26 protein-coding genes are annotated in these 26605 nt (G+C 64.2%); 15 read left to right on the forward strand and 11 right to left on the reverse strand.

From position 1 onward, the window contains the following. Window positions 1-214: 214 nt before the first annotated feature. The 5 genes from FW760_RS03815 to FW760_RS03835 form a co-directional block, all read right to left on the reverse strand. Window positions 215-1495, reverse strand: coding sequence for a hypothetical protein (locus tag FW760_RS03815; RefSeq protein WP_446443600.1), 1281 nt, complete (start codon window positions 1493-1495; stop codon window positions 215-217). Window positions 1496-1506: 11 nt separating this feature from the next. Then, window positions 1507-2736: a hypothetical protein gene (locus FW760_RS03820; RefSeq protein WP_446443601.1), complete on the reverse strand. Its 1230-nt coding sequence runs from the start codon at window positions 2734-2736 to the stop codon at window positions 1507-1509. Window positions 2737-2852: 116 nt separating this feature from the next. Further along, window positions 2853-3863 (reverse strand): hypothetical protein, encoded by a 1011-nt coding sequence (locus FW760_RS03825; RefSeq protein WP_446443602.1) that lies wholly within the window; start codon window positions 3861-3863, stop codon window positions 2853-2855. Window positions 3864-3886: 23 nt separating this feature from the next. Then, entirely contained in the window at window positions 3887-4807 is a 921-nt protein-coding gene (locus FW760_RS03830) for a hypothetical protein (protein ID WP_446443603.1), read from the reverse strand. 71 nt (window positions 4808-4878) lie between these two features. Further along, entirely contained in the window at window positions 4879-8901 is a 4023-nt protein-coding gene (locus FW760_RS03835) for an RCC1 domain-containing protein (protein WP_446443604.1), read from the reverse strand. A gap of 193 nt (window positions 8902-9094) precedes the next feature. On the opposite strand from FW760_RS03835, the gene FW760_RS03840 reads away from it, so the two are divergent. From FW760_RS03840 to FW760_RS03885, 10 genes are all read left to right on the forward strand, one after another. Continuing rightward, window positions 9095-9376, forward strand: coding sequence for a peptidylprolyl isomerase (locus FW760_RS03840; protein WP_043860171.1), 282 nt, complete (start codon window positions 9095-9097; stop codon window positions 9374-9376). Between the two features lie 69 nt (window positions 9377-9445). Next, the gene (locus tag FW760_RS03845; RefSeq protein ID WP_275732057.1) at window positions 9446-11287 is read left to right on the forward strand and encodes an extracellular solute-binding protein; all 1842 of its coding nucleotides are present in this window, start codon (window positions 9446-9448) and stop codon (window positions 11285-11287) included. Then, the gene (gene yejB, locus FW760_RS03850) at window positions 11284-12342 is read left to right on the forward strand and encodes a microcin C ABC transporter permease YejB (protein ID WP_043860172.1); all 1059 of its coding nucleotides are present in this window, start codon (window positions 11284-11286) and stop codon (window positions 12340-12342) included. Before FW760_RS03845 ends, yejB begins: the two co-directional genes overlap by 4 nt. Further along, window positions 12342-13364 (forward strand): ABC transporter permease, encoded by a 1023-nt coding sequence (locus FW760_RS03855; protein ID WP_088514939.1) that lies wholly within the window; start codon window positions 12342-12344, stop codon window positions 13362-13364. The genes yejB and FW760_RS03855 overlap by 1 nt, the downstream gene beginning before the upstream one ends. Window positions 13365-13392: 28 nt before the next feature. Continuing rightward, the gene (locus FW760_RS03860; RefSeq protein WP_275726540.1) at window positions 13393-14787 is read left to right on the forward strand and encodes a sigma-54 interaction domain-containing protein; all 1395 of its coding nucleotides are present in this window, start codon (window positions 13393-13395) and stop codon (window positions 14785-14787) included. 877 nt (window positions 14788-15664) lie between these two features. Further along, on the forward strand, window positions 15665-17056 hold the full coding sequence (locus tag FW760_RS03865; protein ID WP_058540163.1) for a GntP family permease: 1392 nt from the start codon (window positions 15665-15667) through the stop codon (window positions 17054-17056). Window positions 17057-17066: 10 nt separating this feature from the next. Continuing rightward, window positions 17067-17837, forward strand: a complete 771-nt coding sequence (hbdH, locus tag FW760_RS03870; RefSeq protein ID WP_275726545.1) for a 3-hydroxybutyrate dehydrogenase — start codon at window positions 17067-17069, stop codon at window positions 17835-17837. 68 nt (window positions 17838-17905) lie between these two features. Beyond that, window positions 17906-18385, forward strand: a complete 480-nt coding sequence (gene eco / locus FW760_RS03875) for a serine protease inhibitor ecotin (protein WP_078480411.1) — start codon at window positions 17906-17908, stop codon at window positions 18383-18385. Window positions 18386-18476: 91 nt separating this feature from the next. Continuing rightward, the gene (locus FW760_RS03880) at window positions 18477-18752 is read left to right on the forward strand and encodes a peptidylprolyl isomerase (RefSeq protein ID WP_038611202.1); all 276 of its coding nucleotides are present in this window, start codon (window positions 18477-18479) and stop codon (window positions 18750-18752) included. A gap of 150 nt (window positions 18753-18902) precedes the next feature. Continuing rightward, window positions 18903-21353, forward strand: coding sequence for an autotransporter family protein (locus tag FW760_RS03885; protein ID WP_446443605.1), 2451 nt, complete (start codon window positions 18903-18905; stop codon window positions 21351-21353). Window positions 21354-21356: 3 nt separating this feature from the next. Here the strand turns inward: FW760_RS03885 and FW760_RS03890 are convergent, their stop codons facing one another. Beyond that, entirely contained in the window at window positions 21357-21983 is a 627-nt protein-coding gene (locus tag FW760_RS03890) for a LysE family translocator (RefSeq protein ID WP_043861489.1), read from the reverse strand. A 101-nt stretch (window positions 21984-22084) separates the two neighbouring features. On the opposite strand from FW760_RS03890, the gene FW760_RS03895 reads away from it, so the two are divergent. Next, on the forward strand, window positions 22085-22417 hold the full coding sequence (locus FW760_RS03895; RefSeq protein ID WP_196932254.1) for a hypothetical protein: 333 nt from the start codon (window positions 22085-22087) through the stop codon (window positions 22415-22417). On the opposite strand, the gene FW760_RS03900 is transcribed toward FW760_RS03895, so the two are convergent. Continuing rightward, window positions 22410-23099, reverse strand: coding sequence for a metallophosphoesterase (locus FW760_RS03900; protein ID WP_275726556.1), 690 nt, complete (start codon window positions 23097-23099; stop codon window positions 22410-22412). The genes FW760_RS03895 and FW760_RS03900 overlap by 8 nt on opposite strands. Window positions 23100-23183: 84 nt before the next feature. Between FW760_RS03900 and FW760_RS03905 the strand changes: the two genes are divergently transcribed. The 4 genes from FW760_RS03905 (at window position 23184) to FW760_RS03920 (ending at window position 24485) form a co-directional block, all read left to right on the forward strand. Then, complete coding sequence (locus FW760_RS03905; protein WP_043861486.1) at window positions 23184-23411, forward strand: hypothetical protein; 228 nt, start codon at window positions 23184-23186, stop codon at window positions 23409-23411. 62 nt (window positions 23412-23473) lie between these two features. Beyond that, window positions 23474-23698, forward strand: a complete 225-nt coding sequence (locus FW760_RS03910) for a hypothetical protein (RefSeq protein ID WP_043861485.1) — start codon at window positions 23474-23476, stop codon at window positions 23696-23698. A gap of 119 nt (window positions 23699-23817) precedes the next feature. Beyond that, window positions 23818-24030 (forward strand): hypothetical protein, encoded by a 213-nt coding sequence (locus FW760_RS03915; protein ID WP_043861484.1) that lies wholly within the window; start codon window positions 23818-23820, stop codon window positions 24028-24030. Between the two features lie 203 nt (window positions 24031-24233). Beyond that, complete coding sequence (locus FW760_RS03920; RefSeq protein ID WP_275726558.1) at window positions 24234-24485, forward strand: hypothetical protein; 252 nt, start codon at window positions 24234-24236, stop codon at window positions 24483-24485. A gap of 53 nt (window positions 24486-24538) precedes the next feature. On the opposite strand, the gene FW760_RS03925 is transcribed toward FW760_RS03920, so the two are convergent. From FW760_RS03925 to FW760_RS03940, 4 genes are all read right to left on the reverse strand, one after another. Further along, a complete protein-coding gene (locus tag FW760_RS03925) occupies window positions 24539-24721 on the reverse strand; it encodes a DUF6021 family protein (RefSeq protein WP_275726560.1) in 183 nt (60 codons plus the stop codon). Window positions 24722-24805: 84 nt separating this feature from the next. Next, the gene (locus tag FW760_RS03930; RefSeq protein ID WP_080922870.1) at window positions 24806-24985 is read right to left on the reverse strand and encodes a hypothetical protein; all 180 of its coding nucleotides are present in this window, start codon (window positions 24983-24985) and stop codon (window positions 24806-24808) included. A gap of 104 nt (window positions 24986-25089) precedes the next feature. Further along, a complete protein-coding gene (locus tag FW760_RS03935) occupies window positions 25090-25263 on the reverse strand; it encodes a hypothetical protein (RefSeq protein WP_167400190.1) in 174 nt (57 codons plus the stop codon). A 110-nt stretch (window positions 25264-25373) separates the two neighbouring features. After that, window positions 25374-26417, reverse strand: a complete 1044-nt coding sequence (locus FW760_RS03940) for an ABC transporter substrate-binding protein (RefSeq protein ID WP_054914548.1) — start codon at window positions 26415-26417, stop codon at window positions 25374-25376. Window positions 26418-26605 lie beyond the last annotated feature (188 nt).

Consider the following 26605-nt stretch of genomic DNA (forward strand, 5'->3'; position numbering starts at 1 on the left):
GTTCCTCATCGTCGACTCCTTGGCAGCGTGGCTGCGATCAGTGGATATCAGCTTGGATAGCCTGGTTCGTACTCGCCCGCCCGCCCCGAGAAGGCAGTGCCAGCAGAGGGTTTCAGGTACGATTGCTCACCTCACTCCGTAGCTCGCCGTGCTGCCACGCTTGTCGGTCGCAGTGAAGCCCCCTGGTTACCTCCATGCCCTATGCCTCGCGTTGTCAGAGGTTCTGGTCCAGGGGGTCGAAGGTGAACACCTGGCCGTTGGCCGCCGTCAGATCGACCCGTAGCACAGGAATGACCTTGCCGGCCTGTTGGTAGTAATCGCGCTGGATGTACCGGGCACCGCTCAGCCCGCCACTGCCACGGATAAGGAATGCAGCCTCGAGTGCCAGTTGCGGGCCGATGTTCTGCGGCCAGGACGCGATGATGATTTCGTTCCAGGCGCCGCTATGGGCATGCACTTCGATACTCAACTCGAAGGCCGCAGCACTGGGGTCGAAGGCGCAACTGCTGAAGGGGTTGGCGCCATAGCGGCTGCGCCAGGCGCTGACACTGTTGATGTTCTGCGAGGCGCAGCTGGCCCGGCAGCTGTTGGGGATGACACTGCTACTGGCATTGGCCGGGTAGGCACAGCGCATTACCAGTGTATGGCGTGCGGGTGCTGCAAGCTCGCGGTAGATGAGCCCTTCGGTACCGGCCAGGCGCTGCGTACCGACATCGCTACGTATGTAGGAGAACGACACGCCGTTGCGTGTCACGGAGTTGCTGCTGGGGTTCCATGCGTGAAAACCGGAGGCGCCATTCACTGCACGGATCAGCACCCCGCGACAGTAGGCGGCTGCCTGCCCGTCGCGGCATTCGCTCAAGGCATCCCGATAGCGGTGCTCAAGGCGCTCGGCCACGCGCCTGCCATTGTAGAGCTGCTCTTGCTGCGCGAAGCCGAACACCTGTGCCTGCGGATCGCCAGGCGCAATCCGCAGGATCGGCAGCCAGAGGCCGGTGGCCTGGTAATAGGCCAACTGATTGCGCTGAGCGCAGCGCAGGCCCCCGGCCTGCGCGCTGTCATGGAACAGTGCCTGGATGGCAAGCTGCGCCGGCGCCTGTGCCTGCCAGCCAGACACCAGGACCGCCCCGGGCGATACCGGGTCTTGCACAGCCTGAAAAGCCTTGCCAAGCGCTGCTGCGCTCAGACCATCGAACAGCAGGTAGCCGCACCCGAGCGCCAGGCCCGCCATGCTGCGGTCGTTGCGCAGGAAGACAAAGCGCAGGTCGCTGCCGGCAACGTCCTTGAGCGCCCAGAAATCTGCGTTCGCACTCTGCGGTACGCTGCGCACCAGTACGCCGCTGCAGGCGAAGGCAGGACTTCTGCCCACGCACTGTTCGGGCGTGCTGGTGAAGCGTGCATTGAGCCACTGCGCCGTGCGGGTGCCTTCCTGCGCGTGCACCGGCGCAAGGCAGGCGCACAGTGCCAGCACACCGCACAGTCTCAAGATGCCCATGTGTGCGCGCCTCATTTGAGCTGCTGCACAGCGGGGTTATAGATGAAGGGCTGCCGATTGGCGGCCTGCACATCCAGTTCGACCAGCGGCAGCCAGCGGTTGGTTTCCTTGAAGTAGTCCTGCTGGAACGACTGCCCCCCGGCCAGGCCGTTGGTACCCCCCACATGCCCCAGGTAATGCGCAGTGGCGCTGAAAAAGAACGCTTCGATCGGCAATTGCGCTGCAATGTCCTGCGGCCAGGTAGGGACCATGATTTCATTCCAACCGGTTAGCCCCGGGACTTTCTGGCGAATCTCGACCATCAGTTGCAAGGCCGTGGCGTCGGCGCGGAACGCACAGCTTCTGAACCGATCGCCAGCAGTGGAGGCGGACCAGGTGGCGACGCTGTTCACGGGCGGTTTTTTTTCGTCGCACCAGCCACGAAAGGTGCAGGTGTTGGTTGACACCGCATCGTGCGTGGCGCCGTCGGCGGCGTACAGGCATGCGGCAGGCAAGGTGTGTACTACAGGGGCGGCGGTTTCGCGAATCAGATAGCCTTGCGGCCACACCACCACCTTGATGGCCATGTCACTGCGCAGGTAGCTGAAGGACACGCCGCCGTTCTTCAGCGCACGGGGGGCCGGATTCCAGGCCTTGAAGTTGCCCGTGCCTGTCGAGCGCAACAGCACCCCGTTGCAATCGAACCCGGAGCGGCCGCTGATACAGGCAGGCCGGGTGTCGGCGTAACGCTGGTTGAGGCGCCGGGTGACCCTGTAGCCATTGTCCAGCTGATCCTGCTGGCTGAAACCGAACACCAGGCCATCGCCATCGCCCAGGTGCAGGCGCACCACCGGCAACCACTGGGCCGTGGCGTAGAAGTAGGCGCGCTGGCTGCGTTGGGCTGCCGCCAGGGCCCCGGCCCGGGTGACGTCGTAGAAGATGGCCTGGATGGGCAATTGCGCGGGCACCTGGGCATGCCAGGTACTGACCACCACGCCACCGGCACTGCTGCCGGCCTGATACGGCTTGCCCAGGCCCACGGCCGTCAGCCGGTCGAACAGCACGAACCCCGAAGGTGCTGCCAGCCCGTCGAGGGCGCGGTCCTTGCGCAGAAAAATCAGTTGCGCGGCATCGTCTTTCTCCCAGAACGTTTCGACATCGCTGGCTGGCACTGCGCGCAGCAACACGCCGCTGCAGGCAAACGCCGGCGCACGTCCTACGCACTGTGCCGGTGTGCTGCTGTAGCGCGCATTCAACTGCATCGCTACCTGCGGGCTCCCGACGGCATGGGCGCTGCCCAGCAAAACGCACAATGCGATGCCACAAATCAGTTTGCTCGCAACGTTCATCCAGGTCGCCTCCCATGGCGCGCCGCTGTTCAACGAATGCCGGCCGGGTAGCCCAGCTCATACTCTGTCGTGACTTCGGAACTGACCAGGTTGTCGTAGAGGTCCAGGTACACGGCCGTCTGTGCGCCCAACCCTATGCCCCACACCCGGTACGGAGCCAGGTTCAGTGCCTGGGCGAGGCTGTTGGCCGGCGATGGGTAGAGGCGTGCCAGCGCCTCGAAATCCTCGTTGCTCGGCAGGGTGTAGCCCTCGTCGCGGGCCTTGGCCTGCGCCTGTGCCCAGGTGGATCGATACGCCGAGCTGAGCAGGCGCAGCTCACGCACGCCGCGCACACTGAGCACGTAGCTGGAACTGGCCCCTGCCGCGTTCTGCGCAGTGACGGTGATGTCGCCATTGCCCCATACCGAGACCTGTCCATCGGGATCGACCCTGGCAATGTCCGTGTTGTCCACGCTATAGCCGGTGGCCCCTGGCTGTGCACGGGTGTAGCGGGCATAGTCGGGGATGGTCGGTGGCGTCCTGGCCAGGTTGTGCTCGTCGAAGAACACGACATAGCGTCGGCTGGCCAGGTTGAGTGCCTGTGCAGCAGTGAAGCCTTCCTTGATCAGCAGGGTGACCACGCCCGATCTGCGCGGCGCCGAGCGCGGCGCCTGCGCGGTGTAGTAGACCTGCAGGGTCTTGCCGACATTGGCCTCGACATAGCGCTTTTCGATCGGCAAGGTGACGGGTTTGCCGGCATTGCGCGCCGAGATCGGCCAACTGATCGTGGTGATCGCCTGGCCTTGCGCATCGGCAAGGTAGATCGTCAAGGTGGTCTGGAACGCCAGTACTACCGCGTTATTGTTATCAACCCCCTGGACGGTGATGTTCAGCCCCGTGGCCGGCACCTTTTCAGGGTCCAGCTCGGCGCCCTGCAAGGCTGCCACTTCGGGCAGGAGAAGGGTGGGGTCCGAAGGTTGGGTAGTGTCTGCATGCGCATTGAACATGCTCGCGCAAACGCATAACACCAATGCCGCATAGGTACGTCTGATTGCGTCCATCAACGGTTGCTCCTGCCGTGGAGTCAGTGGGGCTGGCTGATGCCTATCGCGTAGCCTTTCTGGCTTGGGCTGGCACTGCTTACCTGCAGCGTTGCCAGGTCCAGATAGGTGGGCGAGCCGTTCGTATCAGTAGCACCCAGAAAGCCTTTTTCGGTCATGTCCGGCAGGCCCAGGTTCTGCGCCTTCAGATAGCCCGCGAGGTCGTCTTTTTCAGCTGCGTACACAGCGCTGAAGCGACTGAAGTCGTCGGCTGTCGGCACGTCCAGGCCATAGCTGGCGGCGGCTAGTGCGGCGCCCGAGGCCTGCAGCTCGTGGTCGTAGCTCAACAGGTACAACCCCCTGACCCCTCGGACCGTCAGTGTGTAGCTGCCGATCGAGGCACCGGCAGCGTCCAGTGCGGTAATGGTGACCGGCGGATCCTCTGCATTGCCCAGCAGGCTGACCTTGCCGCTGCTGTCGACACGGGCAACGTCGGTGTTGCTGCTTTTGTAGTTGACGGCCTGTGCGGTGGTGCGGGTGAACTGTGCGTAGTCAGGCACTTCTGGCGGCGGGCTGGGCACCTCGGCGGCGGTGCGGAACACGATGTAGTTGCGGCCGCTGAGGTCGACTGTCAGAGGCGCAGCGAAGTTCGCCTTGATGGTGAATGTCAGTACCTGCGACTTCACCCCGTCGACCTCGTAATACACGCGCAGTTGTTGGCCCTCACGGCCAAGCAATATGCTTTTCGCAATATTTTCCCACACCGCCAGTCGGTCGTTGTTCGGGGTGGGCCTTACCTCGTCGTAGAGCACCTTGTTCTGCTCGTCAAGCACAAACAGCCTCAGCACTTTCTGATACCAGCTGGCACTTCTTTGTACCTCTGCACGGGTGAATTCACCCACTGTACCGAGGTCGAGTGCCCCTTCGCTGACATCGTTCATCTTTGGCACGGTGTAGTCGGTCATGTCGTAAACTCCCGCAGGTGGGCAACCGGCGCCAGGTAGCGCCGATTGCAGGGTCATATCGCTCAAAAGCCTCAGGCGCGTGGCGCGCCAGCCCATTCGCCGTCGGCCTCGGCATTGACATCTACCCGGTGGCCGGTGGTCACCTTGTTGCGCAGCGCCGCCTGCACCACCGAACTGTCGCCACCGCCCTGCGGTTGGCCCCACGTCACCACGCGCCCGTCTGACGTCAATGCGGCGAAGCCGTTGGAGTTGGCGTACACCGCACGCACATGCTTCAGTTGGTCGGACACCCGGCTGATATCGCCGCCGGCTTCAGAACGCCCCCAGACCGCCACGGTGCCGTCGCTGCACAGGGCGGCGAACGCCCATGCGCTGCCGGTGACCTGAATGACATTGCGCAGGTCGGCCACAGCCTGTGGCATGTTGCCGCCGTTGTTCGCGTTGCCCCAGGCCACCACCGCACCGTTCCTGCGCCGGGCACAGAAGGCATGCCAGGTGCTGGTGACCTCCACGATGTCAGTCAAATCTGCAATATTTTTCGGCACCGAGCCGCCATGGCTGGCAGCCCCCCAGGCCACCACCTGGCCGGTGGCACGCAAGGCGCTGAATGCCTGGGCCGTGGCCCCCTCCAGGGTGACGATATCGGTGTAATCGGCGATTGCAGCCGGTAACGTGCCGCCATATCCGGCATTGCCCCAGGCAACGACACTATTGTTGGTGCGCCGTGCGGCAAAGGCGGCAAAGTTGCCCTTGACGTAGTAGATGTCCTTGAGGTCGGCGATATTCTTGGGCAAGTTTCCGCCGTTGGCAGCACTGCCCCAGGCTACCAGCGAACCGTCGGCACGCTGCGCTGCAAAAGCGCTGCCGGCACCGTAGACAGCGGTGAAATCCGTCAGGATGAGGATCCCCGGCGGAATGGTCGCACCCTCGGGCCCCACACCCCAGCCAATGAGGCGACCGTCGGCTTTGCGTCCGACAAACGCCCTGGCATTGCTGCGCACTTCGACGAAATTTCCGGTATCACCTTGAGGCATGGTACCGCCCTCGCCCGCCTGGCCCCAGCACACCACAGTGCCATCGGTCGTGCGTGCGGCATACGCGCTGCGCGTGCAACTGACTTCAGCGATGTCGTCGCGGCCCACCAATGCCGGCGGAATAACTGCCCCGTAGGCAATACTGCCCCAGCCGACGATATCGCGATCCCCCCCTGAGCGTTCGTTGCGCAGGGCGACAAACGCTGCACTGCCATTGACCGTGGCGTCGATTCCGTTGCCGATGATGTTGGCCGGGTTGAGCTGCACCTCATCGGTTTGCGTACGCACGCGCAGCGCCTTCCAGGGCTGCTTGTCCATCCAGGTAGTGCCTGCGGTCCAGGTGGGCTCGTCCAGGTAACGCCATTCGGCGAGGATCGGCTGCAGGCTTTGCGCATTGAATGCGCTCAGAACTCGCGAGGAACTGGAGGCGCGGTAGGTGCTCGCGCCGTAGCGGGCGCCGAAAATACGCAGGTTGCCGCTGCCTATCACACGGTTGACGAAATAGCTGTTGGACGGCGAACGTTCCTCCGGGCCGCCGCTGCTACGCTGCAGCGTGTACTCGAGCTTGATCGTGGTGCGATTGCTGGCGTTGATCGTGGCATAGGGTACCGACACGTCGAGGGCCTTTCCCTCGTCGCCCGCCGTGACCACGATCGTGCGGTTGAAGTTGCCTGCCGGCAGCTCGCTCTGCACCAGTACGGTCACCCTGTCACCGCGCAGCAATCTGGCCACGGTGTCGATCCGATACGTTGCACCATTGCGCACATCGTCCGGGTTCAGCTGGTTGTTGGCGGTCGCCTGCACGAATATCGGCAGCGGCAACGCCGCACGCTGTACCCGCAGCGTGACGGTGCCGGAAGTCTGCTCGCGGCCATCGAAGCGGTACACCACGTACTTGACCCGTACATTGGCATCGATGTTGGCCAGCACGTACCTTGCTTCGATAGGGGGCATCTGAAGTTTATCGTTTTGATCTGCCAGAATTGGCCTGGTGACGCTCGTCGAGCCTTGCGGGGCATCGCCATCCCAGAACAGTTCCACTTCATCGCCATGTTTGAGCTGGGCCTCGGCTGGGATCGTGACCACTGCATCGCCCACAGGGCGCAGCGTGCCATTGACCGCGCCCTCCACCACCGGGTCGGGCAGCAGTAACTGGCGCTCTTTGCGACGCAACGAAAGCATGGCAGACACGCGAGTCGGCTGGCCGTCTTCGTAGACCTGGTAGTACACATCGGCTGCCACTGTCAGGTAGTTGCTCCACTCGGCGTGCTCGAAGGTGAACGTCACTTGCTTGTCGAGATTGTTCTTGGTCACCTTCATCAGATCGTCGAAGAAGGTACCGCCCGCGTCGGACCACACCACCCTGATGGTCTGGTCGAGTTTCATTCCGGTGTACGGCTCGATGATCACATCGACGCTGGCGGGGACATCAGGATCCAGTTCACCGTCTTGTGCCTGCGGGCAACGGGGTGCCGGCAGTTCCAACTGCGCCTCGCCCACTTGCAGCGTGAGAGCCTGTGATTCCAGAGGGCGCCCCAGGCCCTGCCGGCTTACGGTGTAGCTGACTTCGAGCGAACCGCCGCTGAGCGGCTGAATGTTCTGCGGCCCGTTCACGGCAAACGAGATGTCTTTTCCTGCGCTGGCGCTGGTGACCGTTTTGGCGTCCTTGTAGAGCAACGTGCTGCCATCGGAACCGGTGCCTCGCCAGGTGATCTCGATGAAGTCGTCCTTCTCCAGCTGGGCCGCTGCCGGTACCACCACGGTCGCCGTTGCCAGTGTGGCCTCCAGCACGCCGTCGACCGCTTCGGTCACTTGCGGGCTTGGCAGCTTGACGGCGGCGCCGATAAAGTTTGCGCCCACCCGCCGGGAGGTCTGTACTACGTTGCTTTTATCAGGCTTTCTGGTGAACCAGGTTCTGCCAAAACCCCGCGCCAGCATCTGCACGTGGGCATAGGGAATCTTGAATACCAATATCCGGGGGCTGCTCAACGTTTGCGAGTACTTCAGGGCAATGATCTGGCCTTGCGCCGTGGTGCCTACCCAGTACAGGGTAATCTCATCCCTTGCCTTGAAGCCGAACACCGACAGCGCCGCCACTTGTACTTCCAGGCCATCTTGCGCCACCAGCGCCACATCGATCGGGTCGCCCTCCACGGCTTGCGAGTCTGGGTTGACGATGATGGGCGGCAACAGTTTGTTGGGGTCGATCGATACCTCGATGTAACCGCGCAATGACCAGTCGCTTGCGGGATTGAACACTTCGTCCCAGATCCAGTACACAAGCACCAGCTTTTCGCTGTCGCCGGCCTCGTAGATGAGCTCGGCATCCACCTCGATGACGAGGTCGTTGCCCACCTCGTCAGGTTGCACGATGTACTCGACGATCGAGCCGCCCCAACTCAGGCGAATGGTGTCGTACTCGCGCATGTTCGGGTACGCCGGTACGGTGACTTCCACGCCATACAGCTCGCCATCAAGGAAGTCCTTGATGTCTTCTTCACCCACCACGCCACCGATTGGAGGGCTCGTCAGAAACGGTGGCAGCAGCTTGTAGTGCCCGGCGCGATCGGGTTCAGGGTCGTTTCCGCCGGGGTACTTGAGGCGTGCCAGTACCTTGAGCACCAGCGAAGACTCCTTGTTGGTGGAGCCTGCACGCGTGATCACGTAGTAGAGGTCGTGCACGCCCTCCAGCACCTTTTTGGCCGGGATGTAGGTTTCGATGTTCTGGCCGAGCTGCTCCTCGCGGACACTGACCTTCACCGCCGCGATGTTGCTGGTGCCATAGAACACCTCGATCAGATCCCCCGCCAGCATGTTCGGATACGGCTGCACGAATACCTGCATTCCGCGCACCGAATTGACCATCCCCTTGTTCACGCCAACCTGGGCGCCTTCGGTGTATACCGGGGTGATGTAACCTGGAATGTAGATGCGCCGCAGGGCCAGGGTGCCGGCTGCAAATCCTCCGAATGCCGGCGGCCCTCCCACTATGGCATTGAACAGGTCAATCATCGTTTGCAAGCCCGATTGGGTCCCGGGGACAATCAAGTTGTTCGTCATGAAGTTTTCTCCAATCCAGGAAGCCCGAAAGGTTTGAACGGGGGAATGGGCTGGAAATGATTCAAAGGCAAAATGCACGAGGCGCACAACTGACACAAATACCAGGTGCCCGGCCAAGGCACGTGCGCACAGGGGGAGGAAATCGCGCGCCGATTGCGCTAGGCTGCACCTTTACTCACCAGGAGCATTCTCCATGGCAAAAGCCACCGCCCGTCACATCCTTGTCGCCAGCGAAGACAAGTGCAACGAACTCAAGGCACAGATCGAAGCCGGCGCCGACTTCGCCGAAATCGCCAAGGCCAACTCCACCTGCCCCTCCAGCCGCCAGGGCGGTGACCTGGGCTCGTTCGGCCCCGGCCAGATGGTCAAGGAGTTCGATACCGTGGTGTTCAGCGCACCGGTGAACACTGTTCAAGGCCCGGTGAAGACCCAGTTCGGCTATCACCTGCTGGAAGTGACCAGCCGCCAGGACTGATCGGCCTTGGCCGCATCTGCCGGCCGTGTCGAGGGTCGGCCCGCTCCTGTGAGAGCGGGCTTGACCCGCATTGTGCTGTTCGCCCTTGCCCCGCTGCTGTTTCTGCTGCCTCCCTGGCAAACCCTGATCGCCGCCCCCAGCCACGCCCTCACCGTCTATGGTGAAGCCCCCCGCTACCGCGCCTCGTTCAGCCATTTCGACTACGTCAACCCGCAAGCCCCGAAAGGTGGAAGCCTGCGTCGCTCGGCGCTGGAAATCGGCGGCTTCGACCATGTGCTGCCCTACATCGACAAGGGCACCGGGGTCAGCGAGGTGGACGGCTGGCTGTATGCACCGCTGGCCATTCGGTCACTGGACGAGCCCTATACCGTGTACGGCCTGATCGCGCAAAAGCTCGAGCGCAGTGCCGATGGGCTGTGGCTGCGCTTCTACATCGACCCGCGTGCGCGTTTTGCCGATGGCCGGCCAGTGCGTGCCGAGGATGTGCGCTTCACCTACCAACTGCTGCTGCGTGAAGGCAATCTCAAGTACCGCACGCAGTTTGCCGACGTGGCTGCTGTGGTGGTCGAGACGCCCCTGCAGGTACGCTTCGACTTCAAGAACAATCAGAACCGTACCCTGGCCCTGGACCTGGCGTCGCTGCCGGTATTGCCCGAGCACGCGCTCGACCAGGATACATTCACCAACGGCGGCGGCTTCCAGGCGCTGGTGGGTAGCGGCCCGTACCGCATCGCACGGGTCGACAATGGGCGCAGCATCACCTTCGAGCGCAACCGCGACTGGTGGGCACGGGACCTGCCGGTCAATCGTGGGCGCTACAACTTCGACCAGCTGAAGATCGAGTATTTCGGCGACACCGACGTGGCACGCCAGGTGCTGCGCGGTGGCGGTTACGATTACAACCGCGAGTTCTCCGCCACCGGCTATTCGATCGGCTACAACGGCCCGGCCCTGGACGACGGGCGCCTGCAACGTGCGCACCTGGCCCGAGGGGCGCCGCAGAATGCCCAGGGCTATGTGTTCAACCTGCAGCGCCCGGTGTTCCAGGACCGGCGCGTGCGCCAGGCACTGGGCCTGCTGTGGGATTTCGAATGGAGCAACCGGCAGATGATGCGCAACCTGTACATCCGCCAGCAGAGCTTTTTCGCCAACAGTGCGCTGGCCGCCCGCGCCCTGCCCGACCGCGCAGAGCTCGCCCTGCTCGAACCCCTGCGTGCACAGGTGCCGGCCGAGGTATTCGACCGGGTGTTCGAGGCGCCGCGCACCGACGGCTCGGGGCTGATCCGTGACAAGCAGCTGCAAGCCCTCGCTCTGCTGCAGCAGGCCGGCTGGCGCCCGCAGGGCGATCAACTGGTCAATGCCCGGGGCGAGCCGCTGAGCTTTACCTTCCTCAATGGCCAGTCGGGCCTGGAGCGCCTTCTGCTGCCGTGGAAACGCAACCTGGCGCAGATCGGCATCACCCTGGACATACGCCGCATCGACGCGGCCCAGTACGTCAACCGGCTGATGGCCCGTGACTACGACATGATCGTCACCGGCTACCCGGTGTCGCCCTCGCCCGGGCTGGAGCTTTACAGCTACTTCGGCTCGGCGGCGGCTACCGACCCTGGCTCGAACAACTACATGGCCCTGCAGGACCCGGCGGTGGACAGCGTGATCGACGGCCTGGTCAAGGCCGCGAGCCCGGCCGATATGCTGCGCCATGCCCATGCGCTGGACCGGGTGCTGCAATGGAACTACTACTGGATCCCCAATTACTACCCGCCCGGCGCCTCCACGGTGTGGTGGAACCGCTTCGGCATCCCCAGGGTGCAAGCCAGCAATGACCCGGCGCTGGACACCTGGTGGGAGGTCAGCCCCACCCCGCTGACCACGGCGCAGATGGCCGAGCGGCTGGAGGCTGCGCCATGACCGCGTACATCCTGCGCCGGCTGCTGCTGATACTGCCCACCCTGCTGATCATTCTGCTGGTGAACTTCGTGATCATCCAGGCGGCACCGGGCGGCCCGGTAGAACAGGCCGTGGCGCGCCTGCAGGGTATCGGCGGCGGTGCGCCGGGGGCCGGCAGCGACACGCTGCACAGCGACTCGCGGGCCAGCCGCGGGCTGGACCCCAAACTGCTGGAGACCATCAGACGCCAGTACGGCTTCGACAAGCCGGCCCACGAGCGGCTGTGGCTGATGCTCACTCGCTACGCCCAGCTGGATTTCGGCAGCAGCTTCTTTCGCGGTGCCAAGGTCACCGACCTGATCCTGGACAAGTTGCCGGTCACCCTCTCACTGGGCCTATGGGCCACCCTGATCACCTACCTGGTGTCGATCCCGCTGGGCATTCGCAAGGCCATACGCCACGGCAGCGCTTTCGATGCCTGGAGCAGTGCGCTGATCGTGATCGGCTACGCGCTGCCAGCGTTTCTGTTCGCACTGTTGCTGATCGTGCTGTTTGCCGGTGGGACCTCGCTCAACTGGTTTCCGGTGCGCGGGCTGGTGTCGGAAAACTTTGCCGAGCTGAGCCTGGCCGGCAAGCTGGCCGACTATTTCTGGCACCTGGTGCTGCCGGTGGGCTCGCTGGTGATCGGCGGTTTCGCCACCCTCACCCTGCTGACCAAGAACGCCTTCCTCAACGAGATCACCCGCCAGTACGTGGTCACCGCGCGGGCCAAGGGCCTGAGCGAGCGTCGGGTGCTGTACGGGCATGTGTTTCGCAACGCGATGCTGCTGGTGGTGGCGGGCATTCCCCAGGCGCTGATCACGGTGTTCTTCGCAGGCTCGCTGCTGATCGAAGTGATCTTCTCGCTCGACGGCCTGGGCCGCATGAGCTACGAGGCGGCGGTGTCGCGGGATTACCCGGTGGTGTTCGGTTCGCTGTTCATCTTCACCCTGTTCGGCCTGTTGATCCGCCTGCTGGGCGACCTGTGCTACACCCTGGTCGACCCGCGTATCGACTTTGCCACGAGGCAACACTGATGCGGCGCCTGTCGCCGTTGTCCAGGCGCCGGCTGGCGAATTTTCGGCGCAATCGCCGCGGCTGGTTCTCGCTGTGGGCGTTCGGGCTGCTGTTGCTGCTCAGCCTGGGGGCGGAGCTGGTGGCCAACGACAAGCCGCTGCTGCTGGGCTACCAGGGCAGCCTGTACTTCCCCGTCTTCAAGCGTTACACCGAACAGCAGTTCGGCGGCCAGTTGCCGTTCCAGCCCGACTACCGCAGCCAGTACGTGCGCCAGCTGATCGAGGGCCAGGGTGGCTGGATGCTGTTTGCCCCGATCCCCTTCAGCGCCGACACCCCCAACTACGACCTGCAGGTACCCACCCCCAGCCCACCCACCGCCACCAACTGGCTGGGCACCGACGACCAGGCGCGCGACGTGCTGGCGCGGGTGCTGTACGGCACCCGTGTGTCGATACTGTTCGCCCTGCTGCTGACCGCCATCAGCACCGTGATCGGCGTGGCCGCCGGCGCCCTGCAGGGCTACCACGGCGGCTGGGTGGACCTGATCGGCCAGCGCCTGCTGGAAGTGTGGTCGGGGCTGCCGGTGCTGTACCTGCTGATCATTCTCAGTGGTTTTGTGGAACCCGGCTTCTGGTGGCTGCTGGGAATCATGGCGCTGTTTTCATGGCTGGCACTGGTGGACGTGGTGCGCGCGGAGTTCCTGCGCGGGCGCAACCTGGAATACGTGCAGGCCGCCAGGGCGCTGGGCCTGCCCGACCGGCTGGTGATCGTGCGGCACATTCTGCCCAATGCGATGAACGCCACGCTCACCTACCTTCCGTTCATTCTCACCGGGGCCATCTCGACCCTCACTGCACTGGATTTTCTCGGTTTCGGCATGCCCGCCGGCAGCGCCTCCCTGGGCGAGCTGGTGAACCAGGGCAAACAGAACCTGCAGGCGCCCTGGCTGGGGTTTACCGCATTCTTCGCCCTGGCGTTGATCCTTTCGCTGCTGGTGTTCATCGGCGACGCATTGCGCGAGGCGTTCGATCCACGGGCATAATCGCAGCCTCATTACGGCGGAGCGGCCCATGCAAGACAGTGACAGCCTCAAGGACTACCAGCGCGTGCGCCAACTGGCGATCCGCTCGCTGTTCGAGATCATCGAGCAATCCAGCGAGGGCACGATCATCGTCGATCGCGATGCACGAATCGTGTGGATGAACCAGCGCTACGCACGGCGCTTTGGCCTGGAGGACGCCAGTGCCGCGATTGGTCAGCCGTGTGAAAGCGTGATCCCTGGCAGCCAGATGCGCGACGTGATCACCCAGGGCCGGCCGATTCTGCTGGACATGCTCGACACGCCCAAGGAGCCGCTGGTGGTGATGCGCCTGCCGATCCACGATGCCGAGGGCGCGGTGATGGGCGCCATCGGCTTTGCCCTGTTCGATGAGTTGCACAGCCTTTCGCCGCTGCTCAAGCGCTATGCCAGCATGCAGCAGGAACTGGCCTCGACCCGCTCGCTGCTGCGAGCGCGCCAGGCCAAGTACAGCTTTGCGCAGTTCATCGGTACCAGCGCCGCAAGCCTTGAGGTCAAACGCCGCGCGCGGCGTGGGGCCAGCAGCGATTCGCCGGTGCTGCTGCTGGGTGAGACCGGCACGGGCAAGGAGTTGCTCGCCCATGCCATCCACGCCGCCTCGCCCCGCGCCCACAAGCCGTTTGTCAGCATCAACAGCGCCGCTATCCCGCACGATCTGCTGGAGGCCGAATTCTTCGGCACCGCGCCGGGTGCGTTCACTGGCGCCGACCGCAAGGGCCGGCCGGGCAAGCTGCAGGTGGCCGAAGGCGGCACGCTGTTTCTCGATGAGATCGGCGACATGCCGCTGGCGCTGCAGAGCAAACTGCTGCGCGTGCTGCAGGAAAAGGAATACGAGCCGGTGGGTTCCAACCAGATGCTGCAGAGCGATGTGCGGGTGATTGCTGCCACTTCGCGCGACCTTTCGGCAGCGATGGCCCGCGGGGAGTTTCGCGCCGACCTGTATTACCGCCTGAACGTGCTGCCGATCGAGGTGCCGCCATTGCGTGCACGGCTCGATGACCTCCCGGCGTTGAGCGAGGCGATTCTGGAGGAGCTGGGCAGCCGCCATGAGCTGCAGGCACCGGCACAGGCGCTGCTGGCCCGACATGCCTGGCCGGGCAACATTCGCGAGCTGCGCAACGTGTTGGAGCGGGCCACGCTGATGGCTGACCAGCAGCAACTGACTGCCGCCCAGATGCAATCGGCATTGGGCCCGTTGACGCCCCTTACAGTCGACACCGACCCCATAACCGACTACAGGCAGGCGTGCGAAGCATTCGAGCGCCAGTTGCTGGAAAACGCCCTCGCCCGCTGCGCCGGGAATGTGCCGCAGGCCGCGCGAGAGCTGGGGTTGGGGCGTTCGACGCTGTACAAGAAGCTGGCGGCTCTGGGGATCAAGTCTCAATAGAGAGACTGTCATCTCAACCTGGAGACGGCCTTGCTGATGAATCGGCACAACGCGGTCATAGACCTGTTTGCGCGATGTATCAGGCAGATCGCATATGCAGGTTTTACTGGCGCTGCGCACCAGATCGCGGGCAAGGCCCGCTCCTACGGCCTGCCGGCCAGAGACGTAGGAGCCGGCCTTGCCGGCGAACGAGCGCGAAGCGGTCGTAGAACCAGAGTGCACGGTGTGTCAGGCAGACCGCATGTGCAGGTTTTACTGGCGCTGCGCACCAGATCGCGGGGCAAGGCCCGCTCCTACGGCCTGCCGGCCAGAGGCGTAGGAGCCGGCCTTGCCGGCGAACGAGCGCGAAGCGGTCGTAGAACCTGAGTGCACGGTGTGTCAGGCAGACCCCGTGTGCAGGTTTTTACTGGCGCTGCGCACCAGATCGCGGGGCAAGGCCCGCTCCTACGGCCTGCCGGCCAGAGGCGTAGGAGCCGGCGTTGCCGGCGAACGAGCGCGAAGCGGTCGCAAGGCCTGAATGCGCGGTATATCAGGCAGATCGCATGTGCAGGTTTTACTGGCGCTGCGCACCAGATCGCGGGCAAGGCCCGCTCCTACGGCCTGCCGGCCAGAGACGTAGGAGCCGGCCTTGCCGGCGAACGGGCGCGAAGCGGTCGCAAAACCAGAGTGCACGGTGTGTCAGGCATACCCCGTGTGCAGATCCTCCTGCGCTGCAAGCGCACGCACGGCACACCCAGTCTCAAACCAGAGACAATCATTCGATAAATTCCACTGGAATTAGTATTTATCCATATAAATCAATAGCTTATTAAAATGGCACGGTCTTCGCTAAGGGCTGCATCCCAACAAAAACAAGATGCACCCAAGGAGACACTCGATGAGTGTGATCATTGCCCTGGCAGCCCTGGCGCTGCTGATGCTGGCGGCCTACCGTGGCTACAGCGTGATTCTTTTTGCCCCCATCGCCGCCCTCGGCGCGGTGCTGCTTACCGACCCTTCCGCCGTCGCGCCCGCCTTCACCGGGGTGTTCATGGAAAAGATGGTCGGGTTCATCAAGCTCTATTTCCCGGTGTTCCTGCTCGGCGCCGTGTTCGGCAAGCTGATCGAGCTCTCGGGTTTCTCGCGCTCGATCGTGGCTGCCGCCATTCGCCTGCTGGGCACACGCCAGGCCATGCTGGTGATCGTGCTGGTGTGCGCGCTGCTCACCTATGGCGGGGTGTCGCTGTTCGTGGTGGTGTTCGCGGTGTACCCGTTCGCCGCCGAGATGTTTCGCCAGAGCGATATCCCCAAACGTCTGATACCAGCCACCATTGCCCTGGGTGCGTTCTCGTTCACCATGGACGCCCTGCCGGGCACCCCGCAGATCCAGAACATCATCCCCAGCACCTTCTTCAACACCACCGCCTGGGCCGCGCCTTGGCTTGGCGTGATCGGTACGCTGTTCGTGTTCTGCACCGGCATGCTGTACCTGCAGCGCCAGCGCAACAAGGCGCAGCGCGCCGGTGAAGGCTACGGCAGCGACTTGCGCAACGAACCCGAAACCGCCGCCGACCTGACCCTGCCGCACCCGCTGCTGGCGTTGTCGCCACTGCTGCTGGTGGGGGTGATGAACCTGCTGTTCACCCACTGGATCCCGGCGTGGTACGGCAAGACCCACAGCCTGAGCCTGCCCGGCATGAGCGCCCCGGTACAGACCGAAATCGCCAAGCTGACGGCCATCTGGGCAGTCGAGGCCGCCCTGCTGCTGGGCATCCTGCTGGTGCTGGTCAGCGCCTTCGGCGCCATCCGCACGCGCCTGGCAGAGGGCAGCAAGAGCGCGGTCAACGGTGCCCTGCTGGCGGCGATGAACACGGCGTCGGAATACGGTTTCGGCGCGGTGATCGCGTCGCTGCCAGGCTTTCTGGTATTGGCCGATGCGCTGCGCAACATTCCCAACCCGCTGGTCAACGAAGCCATCACCGTGACCCTGCTGGCCGGCATCACCGGCTCGGCATCCGGCGGCATGAGCATTGCGCTGGCGGCCATGGCCGACAGTTTCATCAGTGCGGCGCACGCGGCGAACATTCCGCTGGAGGTGCTGCACCGAGTGGCCGCGATGGCCAGCGGCGGCATGGACACCCTGCCGCACAACGGCGCGGTGATCACCCTGCTGGCGGTGACCGGCCTGACCCACCGCGAAGCCTACAAGGACATCTTCGGCATCACCCTGATCAAGACCCTGGCAGTCTTCGTGGTGATCGCTACCTTCTACGCTACAGGCATTGTCTAAGGAGACTTCCATGAGCCTTGCAGGAAAAGTCGCACTGGTTACCGGTTCCACCAGTGGCATCGGCCTGGGTATCGCCCAGGCATTGGCCGGCGCTGGCGCCGATGTGATTCTCAACGGCTTCGGCGACGCCAGTGCAGCGCTTGCCGAGGTGGGCCGGCATGGCACCCGGGTGGGGCACCACGCGGCAGACCTTGGCAGCGTGGAGCAACTGAACGACCTGTTTGCCTATGCCGAACGCGAGTTCGGCGGGGTCGATATCCTGGTCAACAATGCCGGCATCCAGCATGTCGCCCCGGTGGAGGCGTTCCCGGTGGAACGCTGGGACGCGATCATCGCGCTCAATCTTTCGGCGGTGTTTTACAGCACCCGCCTGGCACTGCCCGGCATGCGCCAGCGCAACTGGGGGCGGGTGATCAACATCGCCTCGGTGCACGGGCAGGTCGGCTCGGTAGGCAAGGCCGCCTATGTGGCGGCCAAGCACGGGGTGGTCGGGCTGACCAAGGTGGTGGGCCTGGAGACCGCCACCAGCAACGTGACCTGCAACGCCATCTGCCCCGGCTGGGTGCTCACCCCGCTGGTACAGAAGCAGATCGACGATCGCATCGCCAGCGGGGTCGATCCGCAGCAGGCCCAGCAGGACCTGCTGGCCGAAAAGCAGCCCTCGCACGCCTTCGTCACACCGCAACACCTGGGCGAGCTGGTATTGTTTCTGTGTAGCGAAGCCGGCAGCCAGGTACGCGGCGCCGCCTGGAACATCGATGGCGGCTGGCTGGCCCAGTAGCCATCGGCCTGGGGCGCAGGTACCGCTGGCCGGCTACGACTGTCATTTTCAAACCGCAAGGAGCTTTTATGCGACCGCTTTCCCTGACCGCCCTGTTCATGCTGCCCCTGGCTTTCAGCGCCCCTGTTCTCGCAGCAAGCCTCAAGGATGTGGCCCCTTATCCCGAAGCCGAAAACGGCTTTGTGCGCCAGGTGATCCACCTGCCCGAGCAGAAAGACGAGTCGGCATTCAAGGTCGAGGTACTGGCCGGCAAGACCCTCAAGGTGGACTGCAACCTGCAGCGCCTGGGTGGCAACCTCGAAGAAAAGACCCTCGAAGGCTGGGGCTATAGCTACTACCGGCTGGACAAGGTGATGGGCCCTGTCTCGACCCTGATGGGCTGCCCCGACAACAAGAAGATCGACGCCTTCGTGCCGGTGGTCGGCGATGGTTTCCTGCTGCGCTACAACAGCAAGTTGCCGGTGGTGGTCTACACCCCCAAGGACGTGGAAGTGCGCTATCGCATCTGGTCGGCTTCCAGCGACGTGAAACGCGCCACGGTGGAGTAACCCGCCAATGCGTGGGTTCGGGGCACGGCGCGCCAAGCCGCCCTGCCCCGAATCAGGCATAATCGCCGGTTTTACCCGTAACAGAGGCAACATGAAAGCACAGGCCCGTCACATCCTGGTCAAGACCGCCGAAGAGGCCGAACAGCTCAAGCAGCGCATCGCCAAGGGCGAAGCCTTCGATGTGCTGGCGAAAAAGTACTCCACCTGCCCGTCGGGCAAACGCGGCGGCGACCTGGGCGAAGTACGCCCGGGACAGATGGTGGGCGCCATCGACCAGGTGATTTTCAAGAAGCCGTTGCGGGTGGTACACGGCCCGATCAAGAGCAAATTCGGTTACCACCTGGTGCAGGTGTTCTACCGCGATTGAGCCCTCTGCCCTGATCGACAGGCGTGCCATCGGTCAGGCGTTTTTGCGCCAATGTGCACATTTCCGATGACCACCTATCATTTCTGCCAGTTGCGACCGCCGTCGCAGCCCTGTATCGCTTGGGCCGATCGCTAGCCCAAGGAGGACGAAATGAGCCCGCCCAGCCGCGTTGCCCTGGCGTGCCTGCCGTTGCTGAGCCCGTGGGCCCTGACAAGTCAGGCGGACTGCACCTTCGCCCCTACCGGCGGCAACGATCGTTATGTCTGCGACAGCGGCATTGGCACCTCCCTTGTCGACCCTGGCGGTGACAACACGCTGATACTGCCGGCCGGGGGCAGCGGCACCCTCACCGGCAGCGTGACCTTCGGCCCCGGCGCCGACCGCGTCGAGATGGCGTCGGGCATCATCACCGGCGTGCTCGATCAGGGCGCGGGCATCGACACCTTCATCATGACCGGCGGGCAGTTGCAGGCCTTGCAGCAGGGCAACGGCCGCGACCTGTTCCAGATGAGCGGCGGACGCATCATCGGCGCCTTCGAAGATGGCGATGTGGCCTACATGAGCGGCGGGCGCATCGGGCGCGTCGACATGAAGCTGGACCGCAACCTGTTCGACATGTCCGGCGGCATCATCGACGCCAACCTGGTCACAGGCTTTGACCGCGACACGGTCATCGTCAGTGGCGGACGCATCGGCGGCAACATCAGCGTCAGCGGTGGCGACGACAGCGTGACCATCAGCGGTGGCGAGGTGGTGGGCAATGTGCTGCTCAGCTTCGGCGACGACAGCTTCACCTGGCGCGACGACGGCATCGTGCGCGGTGCGGTGCTGATGGGCGACGGCAGCGACCAGGCGCTGCTCGCCAACCTCGACGAAAGCCGCCTGGGGCTGGTGCGCCAGGTGGACGGCGGCCTGGGCAGCGACAGCCTGGTACTGGACCATACCCGCAGCAGCCTGGGCGCGCGCTATACCGGTTGGGAGCGCATGGCCCTGACCAACGCCTCGGTCTTCAACCTGGATGACCACCTGGTTCTTGGAGACCAGGGCACGGGTACCGGCACCTTGCTGATCGATGCCACCAGCCAGCTGGTGGCGCGCACCGGCCAGGTGACGGCGTTTGCCGGCGGCACACCGGTGAGCGTGAACAACGCCGGGCTCATCGACCTCAGCAGCGGCGCCAATGCACTGGGCCGCCTGACCCTCGGCGGCAATTACGCAGGCAGCAACGGCGTGCTCAAGGTCGACAGCGTGCTCGAAGGCGACGGCGCCGCCTCCGACCGGCTGGTGGTCAACCAGGGCTCGCTGGCCGGCAGCACTGCCCTGCAGGTCAACAACCTGGGCGGCAGCGGCGCGCTGACAGCGGCCGATGGCATCCAGGTGGTCGAGGCCGGCCCTGGCACCACCAGCACCAGCACGGCGTTCAGCCTTGGCCAGCCCTTGTCGGCCGGGGCCTACCAGTACTACCTGTTCAAGGGCGGGGTCAGCGCCGGCAGCGAGAACAGCTGGTACCTGCGCTCGAGCGTGGTCGCGCCCCCGGTATCGGCGCCGCCCCTGCCCGGCCAGCCACCGCCACCGGTGGTGCCGGCGCCCGTGGCCGCCCCGGGTACCCCGCCACTGCCCACCCCGGTCGCCGGGCAGGCCATCGTGCTGTACCGCGCCGAAGTGCCGGTGTACGCGGTGGCCAGCCGCGCCGCGGCCATCATCAGCCTGTCGACCCTGGGCACCTTCCACCAGCGCCAGGGCGAGCAACGCCTGCTCGACGAACAAGGCCCGGTGGCCGCCGGGTGGGCCCGCACCTTTGGCGAGCACCTGCGCCAGCAGTGGTCCGGCACGGTGTCGCCAAGCCTGGACGGCAACCTGAGCGGTTTCGAGGTGGGCCATGACCTGTATGCGACGCACACCGACGGCGGTTATCGCCAGCACGCCGGGGTGTATGTCAGCCATAGCCGGCTCGATGGCGATGTCAAAGGCTTCGCGCTGGGTTTCGAAGACAATGCGGTGGGCGATGTTCGCCTCGATGGCGACAGTGTCGGCGCCTACTGGACGCTGATCGGTCCCGGGCAGTGGTACGTGGACACGGTGCTGCAGTACACCGATCTGGACGGCCGCGCCCGTTCCGATCGCGGCGTGAAGCTCGATCTGGATGGGCATGCCCTGGCGGCCTCGGTGGAGGCCGGCTATCCGCTGGCATTGAGCGCGCGCTGGGTGGTCGAGCCCCAGGTGCAGGTGATCGCCCGCAAGGTCGACTTCGATACGCGCAGCGATGGCATTTCAACGGTCAGCCAGGACAGCCAGACCAACTGGACCGGTCGCGTTGGCGCACGAATCAAGGGCAGCTACCTGGCCGGCAGCGTGCCGCTGGAGCCCTACCTGCGCAGCAATGTATGGCGCAGCAGTGGCGGGCGCGACACCCTGCGGTTCGACGGGGGCGAGCCGATCAGGACTGATCAGGCCGCCACCTGGATGGACGTGGGCGCCGGCCTGGACGCCCGGCTGAGCCCCGCCGTGGCGGTGTACGGCGCAATGACCTACAGCGCCAACCTTGATAGCCGCCAGCAGGAATCGATTGGCGGCACCCTGGGGCTGCGCATCAGCTGGTAGGGCTCAGGCCCGGCGTGCGGCGAGCAGGCCGAACCCCGCCAGGCCCAGCAACGATGCGCTGACCCGGTTGAACAGCCGACGCGGTGCAGGCTGGTTGAACCAGCGCTGCATGTACGCCCCCAGCCAGCCGTAGATGGCGATGGCCAGCCACTCCAGTACCAGGAACATCGCCCCCAGCACGGCGAACTGCTCGGCCACCGGCGTGGCGCTTGTCACACTGACGAACTGGGGCAGGAACGCGGTGAAGATCAGGATGGCCTTGGGGTTGCCGGCTGCCACCAGGAACTCCTGACGCGCCAGGCGCAGGGTACCCACGCCGCGTGCACCGACCTGCGCGGCCTCGCCGACCGGTGCGCGCCACAACTGCCAGGCGATGTAGAACAGGTAGCCGGCGCCCAGCACCTTGACCAGCAGGAACAGGTATTCACTGGTATGCAGCACCACCGCCAGGCCCATGGCGGCCAGTACGATCATGCCGGCAAACGCCAGCAGGCGGCCGGCGCCAGCCAGGCAGGCCGTGCGCAGGCCGTAGCGGCTGGCGTTGTTCAGCGACAGCAGGTTGTTGGGGCCAGGGGCCATGTTCAGGGCGAAACAGGCCGGGATGAATAACGCGAGGGTGGTCAGGTCCATGAGGGGCTCCGGTGGCTGGGGCAACGAGTTTCAAATGCCCTGCCGGCCAGCGTCAAGTCATGTATGATCGCGCGCTTCTCGAAATCTGCCAGGAGGCGACCATGCGCCAGAACAGCGTGGGCAGCGGCCATATGATGGTCTTGCTGATGGCTGGCTTCCTGTTGATTCTGGGTGCACTGGCGATGGCCCTGCTGAACCTGCAAGACCTGCAGGCGGGCAGCGTGACCAGTATGGTCAGCAACCGTATCCGGCCAGTCCACCACGTGACCCATACGCTGCGTGACAACCCCGACGCGTTTCATGCCGCGATCCTGTTCAAGATGGTGTTCAGTGGCCTGATGCTGCTGGTTGGCATCGCGTTGGCATGGGTATCGATACGCCAGCTCAGGCGAACCCCCACCAAGCCCAACGGTGACCCGTGGTGGTTCATCTAGGCGTCTGCAGTAACTCAAGGCTGGCAAGATCAAGCAGGCTGAAGTGTCCGCTTGCCCAGCCGCCGGTATCGAGGTGCCAGACATTGCCCAGCACCTTCACCTCGCGCAGCGTGGTGTGCCCGACGATCAGCGCTCGCAAGCCCTGAACCTCGCCAGTGTCGCCCTGCTGCAAGCGTCGTCGCGACCATTGGCACACCTCCTGAACATCGGCTGAAGGTTCGCCTGCCAGGTGCTCGCACAGTGTCTGCCAATGCGCGAACGGGCAGTCGGCGTGCAGCAGGCCGACCAGGCCTTCAGGGGTTTGCAGCTCCAGCGCCAGGGGCATCTGTTCGAAGGCGGCCACAAAGCGGGCCTGGGCCTGCGCTTCCAGGTCGAGAAACCAGCCGCCACCACTGGCGCGGTACATCGCCTGGTCCAGCCAGTGGCCCCGCACGTGGGCAATGGCCAACGCTTCATGATTGCCTTGCACCGCGTGAAACCAGGGTTGATCGAGCCATGCCAGCGCCTGTTCGCTGTCGGGCCCACGGTCGACCAGGTCGCCCACGCTGAAAAGCCGATCGATGGCCGGATCGAACCCGACGGCATCCAGTGCCTGCTGCAGGCGCTGGAAGTGCCCATGGACATCGCCCACCGCGATATCGCGGCCACTACGGTTGGCCCGTACCTGCACCCTGGCGCTCATGCTGTGCCTCCCCTCTTCTGTTGCCGATGGTGTCGCCTGCTAGAATGCACCCATTTGAACGCAATCAGCCCATCCGAGGTATCCATGGGTATCAAGAAGTCCTCCGCAGAACTCAAACGTGACCTGAAGCTGGTCGCCACCGACCTTGAGCGTACCGCCGGTGAAATCAGCAAGCTGGCCGAGCGCATCAAGGACGTCGACGTGGTGGCGGTGCTGCACCTGATGAACCGCCTGTACCGGGACTCGGACAAGCTCAAGGCCTATGCCGACGAGGTCAAGGACGGGCGCATCGTGCGCGGCAAACCCGATTGAGGCTGGGGGGGCCAACTGCCGGCGCACTGCTACACTTAATTCGCCGAAGGGAGGAATGCGCCATGTCCGACAAAGAGATCACCACCCTGCTGACCCTGATCAACCACCGTCAGGACCGCCTGGCCGTGGCCTGCAAGGAGATCGCCGACTGGATCGACCGCCAGGGCGATGTACCGGTGGCGGGCAAGATCCGCGACACTCTCAAGGCCGTCGAAGCCGACGAGGTGCTGGTGAAGAAGACCCTGACCTCCCTCACCCTGGACCGACCGCTGCCGCGCTTTCGCTAGCCGCTGACAGGCAGGCGCAGTGCCCGTTCCGATGGAATTGTTGTCGCAATATCAATATGATAGCGGCCTGTCGCACGCCGTTCGTGCGACAGTGGACAATGACTCGGGAAGGATTACTCGTGAAAGATTTTGTTATCAGCGTCAACAACGTGGTGCTGTACGTGGCACTGGCCGTCATCTGGATTTCCGGCCTGTTCATGTTCAGCCAGAGCTTCCTGGCTGGCCTGGGCACATTGATTGTCGGTACGCTGACCTGGTGCATCGTTTCCGGCTTCTGGTTCGTCCAGTCGGCCACCTACGAAGAACTGCGCAAGCTCAACAACAAGCCCTGACGCCCCGGCGTAGCGCTTGACCCACTGCCCCGCGGCGTTGCCCGGGGCAGTTCTGTTTCAGGGCCCTGCTGCCCGCCCCCACCCCGCAACCTGCTGTAACGCAACCGGTCGCCCCCTCGCGACATCCGGTGGAATCCCTGCCGCCCTGGCCTGTCGGAAGCTGTGCAACGCCCTTCATACCCATGAGCACTGCGAGGCAGGCAATGACCAATCAAACACTGCAAAACGAAGTACTCACCCGGCTGTACCACGCCCACCCGAACGGGTTGGGCAAGGAAGTGCTGGACAACTTCGAAGGCGAAAAGGCGGTGGCCGAGACGCTCAAGCTACTGCAGGACAAGGGGTTGATCCAGGACGGTGCGGTCACCGTTGGGGCCGACGATGAACCGTCAGTGCGTTACCCGATCAAGCTCAGTGCGGCGGGTGTGACCGCGGCCAAGGCAGCCGGCGGCTGATTGCACGGCTGATTGCAAAAAGGCCCGGCATTGCGCCGGGCCCTTGTTTGCGGCTACTCGCCAAGAAGCGGTGGCTTGCGTGGTTCTGGCCCGCCCTTGGGCGCCTTGGCCGGGCCTACCGGATCGACCTGCGGGTCATCCAGGTCTGGCGAATCGGGATCAAAGTCCAGCGTGTCCCGTTCAGAGGCGTGCTCGGATGAATGCGGTCCTACTGGTTTGTGCTGATTACCGGTCATCAATACCTCCACGTCGTCGAATGGGGCCAGGCATCCGGGTGTCTGCCAGCGATCCCCCCAGCCCCCTGGCAGACGCCCCTGCGCTCAATCATTGGGCAGCGGCATGTCTTCGTCATCGGGCACGCCATCACCGCTGGCCGGGTCTTTCCAGTCCTCGGGACGATCTGGCGTGAACACCGGTGGGCGTGCCAGCGGATCGACGTCTTCGGGAGCCGTCGTCGGTTGGGTGGGGTCTTGGGCTTGGGCAGTCACTTGGTCAGTCATGGAACACCTCGCCAGCAAAGGCCCGGAACATCCGGGCCCTGTCAATTGGAGGTCAGGCCGGGGCCAGGGTGCAGCACACGCGACGAATGGTGAAGCCGGCAGGGCTATGGGTCTTCGGGCTGGTCATCGTCATCGTCGAGCAGACCCCAGGCATCATCGTCCTCGTCATCCTCATCCATACCGCCCGCCTCTGGCTCGGGGGCAATGTATTGATCGTGAAATTCGTGGTCGAGCAGGTGGTCGTGCTCGGGTTCGTGGATATCGTCGTCATCGTGCATGGAACGGGCTCGCCGGCGGTTCTGGTAAGCGCGTATTTAACCAGACTTTGAAGGGGCGCCGCGAGCTGAGCCCGCTCCTGCAGAACGGTGCAGGAGACGGGCTGCAACGGCTACTTGGTAGCCCAGGCGTTGAACCGCTCCTCCAGTTCGTCACCATGATCGACCCAGAACTCGACGTTCATCGACAGCGCCCCTTGAAGGTTCTGCGGCGAGGTCGGCACCCAGCTGGCCAGCGACGGGTCCAGCTTTGCCGCGGCCTGGGTGTTGGTCGGGCCGTAGGGAATCTGCTGTACATAGCGCACCTGCGCTGCCGGGTCGTTGGTGTAGGCGATCAGCCGCTTGGCCTGGTCGACATGTTTGGAGCCCTTGATGATGGCCCAGTAGTCCATGCCGTACAGGCTGCCGGGCCATACCACCGCCAACGGCGCACCGGCCTGCGCGGCACTGGCGATGCGCCCGCTGTAGGTGGAGGTCATCACCACGTCACCCGCCGTCAGCCACTGCGCCGGCTGCGCGCCAGCCTCCCACCACTGGATGTTGGGCTTGAGCTCGCTCAGCTTGGCAAAGGCGCGGTCCACGCCCTCGGGGGTGGCCAGTACCTTGTAGACGTCCTCGACCTTGACGCCGTCGGCCAGCAGTGCGAACTCCAGGTTGTACACCGCACGCTTCCTCAGGCCGCGCTTGCCCGGGTATTTGTTCACGTCCCAGAAGTCGGCCCAGGAGGTGGGCGCCTGGGCCAGTTTGTCGCGGTCATAGGCGATCGCCACGCTCCACACCAGCGCCGCCGAGCCGCACGCCTGGGCAGCGTCCGGGATCAGCTCGTCGGCATGCCCCAGCTGCTTCCAGTCGAGGGGTTCGTACATGCCTTCGTCGCACCCGCGCATCAAGTCAGGCCCTTCGATCTGCACCACATCCCAGTCCACATTGCCAGTGTCGACCATCACCTTGATGCGGGCCATTTCACCGTTGTACTCGCTCTGGATCAGCTTGCTCTTGTCCTGGGCACTGAACGGCTGGAAGAACGCCACGTCCTGGGCCTTCTGCCCGGCACCGCCATAACCCACCACGACCATCTGCGGAGCTGCCTGGGCACTGCCCAGGCCCAGGGCAAGCAGCACTGCATACAGGCCTGGTTTACGCGGGAACGCTTTCATCGATGGATCCTCCTGCGGGTACCACTCGGCCTGGCGCCGGCGTGGTCCACTTTCTTGTTTTTGTGAGGTAAGCCCCTGCACTGGGGTGACTCGACGCTAATCAAACCCAAGTAAAAAAACAAGTTGATTTTTTACTGTCGGTACACTTTCATAGAAAAATAATAACAACGCCCCCGCTGGAGCCTGAC

This window comes from Pseudomonas sp. 1176_21, from assembly GCF_052850635.1.